The organism is Companilactobacillus futsaii JCM 17355, assembly GCF_001435505.1.
Lineage (GTDB): Bacteria > Bacillota > Bacilli > Lactobacillales > Lactobacillaceae > Companilactobacillus > Companilactobacillus futsaii.
The window spans coordinates 1-9,952 of the sequence record NZ_AZDO01000077.1 but is presented as its reverse complement, the minus strand read 5'-3'; the positions used below and the strand labels follow the sequence as shown (position 1 = coordinate 9,952).

General features: G+C 34.9%; 11 protein-coding genes. All 11 read left to right on the top strand.

The window, feature by feature from the left end; translation table 11 throughout:
- The first annotated feature begins 244 nt into the window (after positions 1-244).
- Positions 245-739 (top strand): sigma-70 RNA polymerase sigma factor region 4 domain-containing protein, encoded by a 495-nt coding sequence (locus FC88_RS06215; protein ID WP_057813861.1) that lies wholly within the window; start codon positions 245-247, stop codon positions 737-739.
- A gap of 104 nt (positions 740-843) precedes the next feature.
- A complete protein-coding gene (locus FC88_RS06210; RefSeq protein WP_057813859.1) occupies positions 844-1,803 on the top strand; it encodes a peptidoglycan recognition protein family protein in 960 nt (319 codons plus the stop codon).
- 118 nt (positions 1,804-1,921) lie between these two features.
- Positions 1,922-3,346 (top strand): hypothetical protein, encoded by a 1,425-nt coding sequence (locus tag FC88_RS06205; protein ID WP_057813857.1) that lies wholly within the window; start codon positions 1,922-1,924, stop codon positions 3,344-3,346.
- 14 nt (positions 3,347-3,360) lie between these two features.
- A complete protein-coding gene (locus tag FC88_RS06200) occupies positions 3,361-4,164 on the top strand; it encodes a YdcF family protein (protein WP_057813855.1) in 804 nt (267 codons plus the stop codon).
- 10 nt (positions 4,165-4,174) lie between these two features.
- Positions 4,175-5,224: an AI-2E family transporter gene (locus tag FC88_RS06195; RefSeq protein ID WP_057813853.1), complete on the top strand. Its 1,050-nt coding sequence runs from the start codon at positions 4,175-4,177 to the stop codon at positions 5,222-5,224.
- A 73-nt stretch (positions 5,225-5,297) separates the two neighbouring features.
- Positions 5,298-6,746 (top strand): hypothetical protein, encoded by a 1,449-nt coding sequence (locus FC88_RS06190; RefSeq protein WP_057813851.1) that lies wholly within the window; start codon positions 5,298-5,300, stop codon positions 6,744-6,746.
- Positions 6,747-7,107: 361 nt separating this feature from the next.
- Entirely contained in the window at positions 7,108-7,797 is a 690-nt protein-coding gene (locus tag FC88_RS06185) for a 2,3-diphosphoglycerate-dependent phosphoglycerate mutase (protein ID WP_057813849.1), read from the top strand.
- Positions 7,798-7,968: 171 nt separating this feature from the next.
- Positions 7,969-8,157: a type II toxin-antitoxin system HicA family toxin gene (locus FC88_RS06180; RefSeq protein WP_057813847.1), complete on the top strand. Its 189-nt coding sequence runs from the start codon at positions 7,969-7,971 to the stop codon at positions 8,155-8,157.
- A gap of 23 nt (positions 8,158-8,180) precedes the next feature.
- Entirely contained in the window at positions 8,181-8,573 is a 393-nt protein-coding gene (locus tag FC88_RS06175; RefSeq protein WP_057813845.1) for a type II toxin-antitoxin system HicB family antitoxin, read from the top strand.
- 147 nt (positions 8,574-8,720) lie between these two features.
- Positions 8,721-9,077, top strand: coding sequence for a type II toxin-antitoxin system MqsR family toxin (locus FC88_RS06170; RefSeq protein ID WP_083484577.1), 357 nt, complete (start codon positions 8,721-8,723; stop codon positions 9,075-9,077).
- Between the two features lie 12 nt (positions 9,078-9,089).
- Positions 9,090-9,950 carry a type II TA system antitoxin MqsA family protein gene (locus FC88_RS06165; protein ID WP_057813841.1) on the top strand — a complete coding sequence of 287 codons (861 nt, stop codon included), beginning with the start codon at positions 9,090-9,092 and terminating at the stop codon, positions 9,948-9,950.
- Positions 9,951-9,952: the final 2 nt, after the last annotated feature.

Here is a 9,952-nt window from a genome sequence, read left to right as displayed (position 1 = left end):
TTTATGGAAAATATTAAGTTTTAAAAAGTGTTCGGTTATTTCTTGCAATCTGCCATCTCGATTAAAAAAACATTACTAAAATGAATTGAAAAAACGTCTAAATGGGCGTTTTTATTTTGCTCTAAATTATTAAACGTTGTTATACCAACATTTCAATTTCATTTTGGCAACTAATAATCTTTATCCGGATTCGTTATATTAATTCCACACAAGGCCTTGTGAGTAAAAATAGGAGAACTCACAAATGAATGAGATGGAATTAGGATTTAAAGATGCATTACAAAACCAACGTTTGATCCACGGTGCTTTGAAAAGAGCCCACATTTATACGACAAGGGTAGATTACGAAGATTATTTTCAAGAAGCCATGATCAATTATGCACAAACTTATCAACAATACGTGCAAGATAACGGCGATATGACGAAGTTTCATAAATTTGTTTTTCAAAAATTAACTTGGCGTTTGATTGATATGTTACGTCAGGAAAAACGTTATTTTGATTTCCACAGCCTAGAGGAGTTTGATTTCCAAAGGGTTCCTGAGGATTTATCCGAAAATAAATTGGACTTTGTAAACTTTTCCGAGCTGACGAATCTTGACCGTACTTTGTTGCAGGAACATTTCATCGAGGATATTCCGTTAGTAATATTGGCGAAACGTTATAACCATACAACAAGGGCTTTAAGATACCGCCGTGACAGTCTTTTGAAAAAATTACGACATATGAGCAAACATTGAAGTTTACTATCTGATTACAGGTTTATTACTTTTATCAAATTTGTGAAAAAAGTTGTTATAATTTATAACGTTAAGGAAATTAACGGTGGGAAGGAATATTTATTATGGTATCAAAGAAGAAATTTATGACTACTCTTGCTACTTCAGTCGCATTAGCAAGTATTGGTTTTACAACCGTAGGACAAGTAGTTCCACAAATGGGGGCACAAGTTCAAACAGCCCAAGCTGCAACTTCAGCAATCAATGACTTTATTACAAACAACAACATTACTCCAGTTTCAATTACTAACGAAGAAGGTACATTCAGTTACTGGACACCTTATGAAAATGGTGTTGGTAAGCCTGAGGGTGTTGTTATTCATGAAACAGCTACTCCTGGTGCTACTGCTAGAAACGAAGCAACATATTTCAACCGCGAATGGCCAAATATGTACAGTTATGTGCATGCTTTCGTTGATGCTAATGAAATTTTAAACATTAAGAATACTGATTATGCCGTTTGGGGTGCTGGTCCAACTGCTAATGCTAAGTTTGTTCAAGTTGAATTGTGTGAAGTGAATACTACTTATTCATTTGCTAGATCAGTTGCTAACCAAGCTTATTACACAGCCTACAAGTTAGTTCAATATAACTTGCCATTTACACCTGGCGTTACGGTTATGTCACACAACGATGTATCTAAGAAGTGGGGCGAAACAACTCACACTGATCCTGTTGGTTACTTTGCAAAATGGGGTTACAGCATGGATCAATTCTATGATCTAGTTGGCAAGTATTACAATCAATTGAAGGGTAATACTAATAGTGGTAGTTCTAACAATAACAGTGGCAATACTAACAATGGTGGAACAGCTACATCAAACGTTATTACTGTAAACAATTCTCAAGGTTCATACGTTCCATTGGTAGCTTTCCAAAGTGACGGTAGTACTAAAAAGATCACTAACCGTGCTTTAGCTAACAACACTCCATGGTACACAGATCAAACTAAGACTTATCAAGGTTTGACTTATCGTCGTGTTGCTACTAACGAATGGGTTGACCAAGGTTACGTTACAAAATAAATTTATAAAAAACTATTCGAAAAGGCGCGCTGAAATGCGGGTCTTTTTTTGATATCATACTTAATAATAGAAGGTGTTTGATGTTGTATAATTGTCGTATAAGAAAGGCTTAATCGATATGGGAAAAAAATTTTATATTGTTTTGAGTGTAATGTTTCTTTTTTGCGTAATTTTAACTGGGTGCCAAAAGAAGGAAACTAGTAAAATCGTATCGTCCAATAAGACTTGGTATTTGTTTCAAGACCAAGGTGAAAATGACACAGTTTCGATTAAATTTCTAAAAAATCAGCGAGCTGAGATCAAAGACATCACCAATATTGATGGCAAAGTTGGGATCAATCGTTTCAATACACATTTCAACAATCCTCAATACGTTTTAGGGCGTGATGGCAAAACAATGACTTTTAAAACTGCTAAACAGAATTTAGTCATAAAGCTCGTCAAGACTTATCACGAAAATGTTTATGGTAAGCATATGAAGGGTTACTATGTCCAAGTGGGCAATGAGAACTACAAATTCGCTTATATTACCAAGCGAGACAAGGCCAATATCAGTAAATCCACCAAACACAAGTCCCAATCGATTTCTTACAAACAGATGGCTAATCATATTATCGACGTCAATCAAAACACTAAGCCTTTGAGTACTGACAACAATTTAATCGGCAATTTTTATTTTTCAACTATTATCGATTATCGCCGGACCGATGGCAATTTGACTATCAACCAAAATGGAACTTATCAAATGACTTTGACCCAGCATTCAGCACAAAAATTGTCCGATACGACTGATAGCAAAGTAGTCATGATGACGACGGTTGAATCAGGAAATGTCCAAAGTCTTTACGGCAAGATGTATTTGACACCAAAAAATCTCGTGACGATCGACTATTACTATCATGGTCAGAATCAAAGTCGCTTGTTGCCAAAAGAAGTTAATTTAAAAGTTAACTCCAAGGCGACTGGCAATCAGATCGATCGGGCAAAGATTCGGATTGAAAATGATAATAACCAATTGTATTTGTATTCGAGTGACTTTACCGTCAGAACTCGTGATAATCAAGCTAATACGAAGGCTAATTTGTTAACAAAGTCTGATGCAACGCAAACTAGTTTGGAGGATTCAATCACTCAGACAAAAGATTATTATGACCAATATGTAGCCAATCCGATTTCATCGAACGCTGACTTAATGCAGTTAGCAGCGGCTATCTCGGATAATAATGACAAAAAAATCGGTAATCTTGGGGTCAATTTTGGCGACCAATATGGTACCAATTTGCAGCCGAGCGATTACCAGGGGATCAGCATCAGTGGTAGTAAGCAGCCCTTGATGCAATATATGTTTTTAGTTTCACCTTCAGCTTATTCAGAAAATGGACCAGCTGTGACAACTACTAAGGGGAAGTTTTTGATTTATGGTTCGTTAGATAATAAATTATTTTTGTTAAAACAACCAGATAAGGATTCGACAACTGTTACTTGGACGATGGTTAAAGATTTTCCACTTACTGTACCTAAATTGAAATTCAGCTTGAATTAAGCTGTGGAGGAAAAATGATTTTTTTAATACTACTTGCAATAACCGTTGTACAAGCAATGATTGTTTACAAAATAAGGTACATTTACAGTCGTCAGCCAATTTTGGGGATTGGTGTCGTGGCTGTCATTATATTTATATTCTATTTAATTTCTAATATTTCATTGAACAAATTTTTAGGCGCTTATACATTCGGACTTGCATCTTTAAATTTGTTCTTTTTATTTATTATGCTAGTTTACATGTGGCTAATGCATCGAGACCAGAAAAAGGTTAATATGAAACAAGAAGCTGATTTTTTATTAGTCATGGGTAACAAGTGTATGACTGAACGGATTCCGCCGATTTTGGCTAGTCGCTTGAATAAAACGATTGAAATTTTTAAGGCATCGACGAATAAACCGCAAATAATTGTCAGTGGGGGCAAGAATCTGCATAGTCTTTCGAACAAGACTGAGGCTGAAATGATGAAGGAATATTTGTTGCAAGCAGGTATTCCGGAAAATCACATTATTGTGGAAGAAAAAGCCATGAATACGATTCAGAATTTGGAATTTTCTTCTATTAAGATTCATCGTTTCTGGTCCAAAGAGATTCGCCCAAAGGTTATTATAGTTACAAGCGATTACCATCTCCCCCGAACGAGACTGCAAGCTAAGAGACTAGGTTTCAAAGTTCAATATGCATCTGCTAAAACGATGAGCATGTTGAAATGGCCAGCAATGTTTCGTGAATTTACAGCCTTGTTGTGGTACGACCGTTACGTTATCGCGATAGTCGTTGGAATCGATGTGTTGTATTCGTTGAGTTTGTATATTTGAGGTGCGTTATATGAGTTTGTACGATAAGTTTGTTGAAAATAAGCGCTTGCGACGAGTGGTATTATTAGCTATCGTTATTGGCTTGTTTTATTTGTTCAAAAGTATGATGAGCATGTTCTTATTGACGTTCATCTTTACCTTTTTATCAGTTCAATTAGTTCGAACGATTCAAAAAAAATTTCCTAGAATAAGACCAGTTTGGATAATTACACCAACCTATTTGATTATTATCTCTTTGTTGGTATTTGTGATTGCTAATTATGTGCCACAGTTGGTTAGTCAAACGGTCAAAATGTTTACTTCGTTGCAATCATTTTATGAGAGTGAAGATGTCCGTTCGAATCCTTATTTGAATATTATTTATAGTTATTTGCAACAGATCAATTTGGATAATCAGATAAAAGTCGCTGTTACTTCTGTCGTCAATTATATTAGTAGTGTGGGAGCAGTTGGTTTCAATATTGTGATATCGTTCTTGCTCAGTTTCTTCTATACGAGTCAAGTTGAGCAGATGAATGCATTCGGTCGTCAATTTTTAGATAGTAAATACAGCTGGGTCTTTGCGGACTTACAATATTACGGCCAAAAATTCGTCAATACTTTTGGAGTTGTTTTGGAAGCTCAATTGATGATTGCGGTTGTTAACACAGCTCTAACGACGATTACTTTGTTATTTATGAAGATGCCAGGAATTATCGCTTTGGCTGCCATGGTCTTCATCTTGTCATTGGTGCCAGTAGCTGGAGTGATTATTTCCTTGATACCATTGAGTTTCGTAGCTTATTCGGTCGGTGGGATTCGTTACGTTATCTACATCGTCATCATGATTATTGTTATTCACTTAATTGAAACGTACTTCTTGAATCCACAATTTATGTCCAGCATGACACACTTGCCAATCTTCTTTACTTTCATTGTCTTGATTGTTTCCGAAGAATTGCTTGGTACTTGGGGTTTGATTGTCGGTATTCCAATTTTTGTTTTCTTTCTCGATATTTTGGGCGTTCACTCGATTGGTGGTCCCAAAAAGCGCAGAATAAAGTTAAAGAAAACGTTATAATTAAGATTAAACAAGTTTTGTCATATATAATGGAGATAAATGTAGTCAACTGACGTAGATGGGAGATTAAATTATGTCATTTTTCGATAGAAAAAAGAAAGAAAACGATGATAATTATTCTGATCTAAACAATCCTTCATATCAAAATCCTCAACCGGATCAAAATAATTTTGATCAAGCACAAAATCAATATAATGATGCTCAGATGAACAATGGTACGCAATTTGGGGGCAATGATTTTAACCAACCCAATCAACCTAATAACGATTATTTCTTTGGACAAAATCAACCACAAATGCAGCCACAACAGCAGATGGATCCTAGCCAAAATCCACAACCGGGGATGGATAACGGCGAAGAGTGGCAATACACTGAACAAAATTTACAAAACACTTTAGATCAAAGTGCTGATTTGAAGTCACAATTGCGTAGTCAATTATTAGCTGACCGTAGTTACTGCAACCATATTTTAAGAAATGTTGGCAGTGACCAAGTTGATGAAAGAAAACAAGCTACTGATAGAATTGACCAAATCAACGCCTCTTTGAAGGAATGGTTTGGAACCGATGAAATGGCTAATGAGATTTACTTAGATGTCAATAGTGACTATTACATTTTCACTGATGATCTAGCTGCCAACCCAGATAGTGATACCACTAATATGTGGCAACAATTGACAATGACCATGGCTGACAAAGGCTTAATCGCTAATGCAATTTCAGTAACTTACAACGATCAAATCGATGAGGCTTGGATGAATTACCAAAATGCAGGCTTTGTAGATGGCAATGCTTATCTCTTGAATATGTACAATGATTTGCAAGGTCGTAACATGAATACTCCAGTCGCACCTGCTGAAATTCCGTTCGATGCTGACTATCGTGTTCAACATGTCAGTGATAAGGTCGATAAGATTTTGGATGCCGATGATAAATTAGTTATGGAAGTTTCCAGAAATTCCAATCATCAATTACAAATCATTCGCCACTACAAAGATGGCAGTCAATTATTGAGTCGTGATATTTTCGATGTCAACGGAGTAATTTCAGCTACCCAATTTTATGACCACAGAAATGCTAATAAAGTCGTTCGTGAGAACTTTTATCGTCAAGATGGAACATTGGTCTTGATTAAGAGTTACACGGCTGAGGAACCTTATATTCAACTATTCAGCGAAGGTAACGTCTTAATCAGTACCTTTGATAACGATGAAGATTTGATTTTCTGGTGGTTGAAAAATCAAGCCTTGAAACAAAATGCTTCAACGATTTTTGTTTCAATTAATTCTGAATATTATAAGAAATTATTGGAACTCAGAGATTACGGTTTTGAAGTAATTCCAATCGTGATGAAACAGAGTGAAAACGCTCAAGAAGTGTCTGACTTGATTGAAGGTAAGAACAAAGTTAACGCTGTTTTAGCTGGTTCTGATCAAGTTAATACTTATTTGAACAAGAACTCAAAGAATAAGTTGGATATTACTACTTTGAAAGAGTTGGATATACCTATTTATAAGGAATAAGGCTATCGTCGCCGAATAAAAAATCTATTCAGAATTTCTATTGTCTGAATAGATTTTTTTATATTAAAAGTTAGAATTACTATCTAGTCCGGAATAGCAAAGAAAATTGGCTCAAATGTGAAATTTCTCTTGGCAATTTATTGCCTAGTGAAAGGTCGAGCTTGAAGACTTTGCCCGAACTTGGGCTTAACAAAGGCTCCAAGTCGTGCCCACATTGTTCCAGCCAAATTTTCTTTGCTATGGAGGACGGAATATAACCATTTATTTTGCAATTTAGTCAAACTTAACAAAGAAACTTTTTTTTATTGCCAAATTCGTGTAAAATGTACTTTGTTAAAGAAATGAAAAGAGGATCATATAAATGGCAAAATTAGTTTTCATTCGTCACGGACAAAGTGAATGGAATTTATCAAACCAATTTACTGGTTGGGTTGATGTTGACCTTAGTGAAGAAGGTGTAAAGCAAGCTCAAAATGCTGGTAAACTTCTTAAGGAATCTGGCATCCTATTTGACCAAGCTTACACATCAGTATTGACACGTGCTATCAAGACATTGCACTACGCTCTTGAAGGCTGTGACCAATTATGGATTCCTGAAACAAAGACATGGAGACTTAACGAACGTCACTATGGCGCACTTCAAGGTCTTAACAAGAAAGAAACAGCTGAAAAATACGGTGATGAACAAGTTCACATCTGGAGACGTTCATACGATACATTACCTCCACTATTGAAGGCTACTGATGAAGGTTCAGCAGCTAACGATCGTCGTTATGCAAACCTTGACCCAAGAATTATTCCTGGTGGCGAAAACCTTAAAGTTACTTTGGAACGTGTAATTCCATTCTGGGAAGATGAAATCGCTCCTAAGCTATTAGACGGCAAGAACGTAATCATCGCTGCCCATGGTAACTCACTACGTGCTTTGACTAAGTACATCGAAAACATCTCTGATGCTGACATCATGGACGTTGAAATGACTACTGGTGAACCAGTTGTTTATGACTTGGATGACAAGTTGAACGTTGTTAACAAGACAAAGCTTAACTAATTTTTGAATTAGTTTGAAATTAAGACTGCACATTGTGTGCAGTCTTTTTTTTGTACATGAAAATAGTGATTGTGAGAAATGATTCTTAGAATTCTCGTATTTTATTTATAAGCATCGTAATTGAATTATAAGTATTGATGCGTATAATAATTTATGAAGGGCAAGTTTCCTATGACTATGAAACCCAAAGAAATGGTAAGACTTTTAAAACAAAATGGATTTATCGAAAAGTCGCAACAAGGTTCACATTTAAAAATGTATAATCCTTTTACTAAAGTTACCATCATTATCCCCATACATGTTGGAGAGATGAAAAAGGGTTTTGAAGTTGCTATCTTGAAGAAAGCAGGTCTTAGATAATGCCAATTATAGGAGGTTACGAAATGCCAGCAAAGAAAAATGTTTTAGTTTATCCAGTAATTTTACATCCAGAAGATCAAGGCTATAGTGTAGAAATACCTGATATTGATAATGGTACTTGGACGCAAGGCGATAATATGAAAGATGCCTTGTTAATGGCTCAAGATGCAATTGGCATTATGCTTGATGATAAGATGGAATATCCTAAACCTACTGATTTAGAAGACATTAAAATTAAAGCCAATGATATTAAGACAGTCGTTTATATTGATATGGAAGAATATCGTCGTAATAATCCTAAGACGGTTCGCAAAAATGTAACTGTACCAGAGTATTTGGTGGTTCTAGGTAAGAAAAAGAACATCAACTTTTCTGCTGTTTTGACTGAAGCTTTGAAAAATAAATTGGAAATGTAAAAAACATCTCTTTTAGAAGATGTTTTTTGTACGTTTTTTGTAGATAAGGTTATTTAGCGTAATTTAAAATTGTAATGAATATCGGACTTTTGATATCAATTGATTGCAAAAATGCGTGATATTCGTTAAAATAATTTTGAAATAGCGATGGTAAAATCCATGTCTTCGACAACTAGAAATACAATAGTTTTGTTTCTGATAGAAGTTAAGATGGCAATTTCTAATCGTGAAATAGAATGGGTACCGAGGATTTTTGATGGTATTACTCGGTTAGGAATTGACTTACAAGATGCTTTAGAAATAATTCAAGCACTGACACCTAATAATTATTATCGTGGACCTAGTCCGGATTTTAATGGTGATGGTACACGAGTCTGGGAATTTATTTATGAATTAGATGGGATGCCGATTTATATAAAAATAAAATTTCAAGGTAATGAATGCAAGATATTATCTTTCCATAGAAGCACTAAACCGTACTATTTACCTTATTTTAACGATTAAAGGGGTGAAGTAATGACAACTCACATTGAGAAACGTAAACAAACTTTTAAAGTACGTGATGAAAATATTACGGTGGAAGCCGATGCTTTGATTGATGACAAAACTAATAAGATTTTGTTTGATTTGGATTTAGACAATCAAGCTATTGATTTAGCTTTTAATGTATACCGTCGAAAGAACAATCTTATTTCACCCGCTGAAATGGTTGCTTTTAGAAAGAAATATCAATTGTCTCAACGTTCTCTAGCCAAGTTACTGGATGTAGGGTCAGCCACGATTGCCAGATATGAGAAGGGCGTTTTGCCTTCTGAAAGCATTAATAACTTATTACGAAAAATAAAAGATGATAGTAGCTATTTTGTAGGTTTATTTCATCAAAATAAATCTAAGTTAAGTGCTAAAGATCAAAAAAAGATTGAAGCGGCTATCTCAAAAGTAGATAAACAAATCAAAGGTGATTCTTTATTAAATGCTTATTTGTTCAGAAACCAAAATGATCAACATACGATTGAAGATGGATTTTCTAAATTTGATTTAGATAAGTTTACGAATATGGTTTTGTATTTTGTCCAGCATAATCCTAAGTTATCTAAAACAAGGTTGAATAAATTATTATTCTACAGTGATTTTAGATTTTTCAAGGAAAATTCTGTTTCTATCAGTGGGACAACTTATATCCACGACTACTATGGTCCGGTTCCAAGTGATTTTGAGTTACTATATACTCTTTTGAAAGATAGTGATGAGGTAGAAACGAAACCGTTTGGTGATGGACATGGAGAAATGTTTATTAGTACGCAAGAATTTAATAAAAATCTTTTCCGCAAATTGCAAGAACAAGTTAGCCACTTTGGAAAAATAAAGAAAAGTTAAGA

Bases quoted from the DNA above. Each gene is read 5' to 3' on its own strand.
- FC88_RS06185 (WP_057813849.1), top strand. From the start codon at position 7,108: ATGGCAAAATTAGTTTTCATTCGTCACGGACAAAGTGAATGGAATTTA.
- FC88_RS06205 (WP_057813857.1), top strand. From the start codon at position 1,922: ATGGGAAAAAAATTTTATATTGTTTTGAGTGTAATGTTTCTTTTTTGC.
- FC88_RS06170 (WP_083484577.1), top strand. From the start codon at position 8,721: ATGGTAAAATCCATGTCTTCGACAACTAGAAATACAATAGTTTTGTTT.
- FC88_RS06165 (WP_057813841.1), top strand. From the start codon at position 9,090: ATGACAACTCACATTGAGAAACGTAAACAAACTTTTAAAGTACGTGAT.
- FC88_RS06210 (WP_057813859.1), top strand. From the start codon at position 844: ATGGTATCAAAGAAGAAATTTATGACTACTCTTGCTACTTCAGTCGCA.
- FC88_RS06215 (WP_057813861.1), top strand. From the start codon at position 245: ATGAATGAGATGGAATTAGGATTTAAAGATGCATTACAAAACCAACGT.
- FC88_RS06175 (WP_057813845.1), top strand. From the start codon at position 8,181: ATGCCAGCAAAGAAAAATGTTTTAGTTTATCCAGTAATTTTACATCCA.
- FC88_RS06195 (WP_057813853.1), top strand. From the start codon at position 4,175: ATGAGTTTGTACGATAAGTTTGTTGAAAATAAGCGCTTGCGACGAGTG.
- FC88_RS06180 (WP_057813847.1), top strand. From the start codon at position 7,969: ATGACTATGAAACCCAAAGAAATGGTAAGACTTTTAAAACAAAATGGA.
- FC88_RS06200 (WP_057813855.1), top strand. From the start codon at position 3,361: ATGATTTTTTTAATACTACTTGCAATAACCGTTGTACAAGCAATGATT.
- FC88_RS06190 (WP_057813851.1), top strand. From the start codon at position 5,298: ATGTCATTTTTCGATAGAAAAAAGAAAGAAAACGATGATAATTATTCT.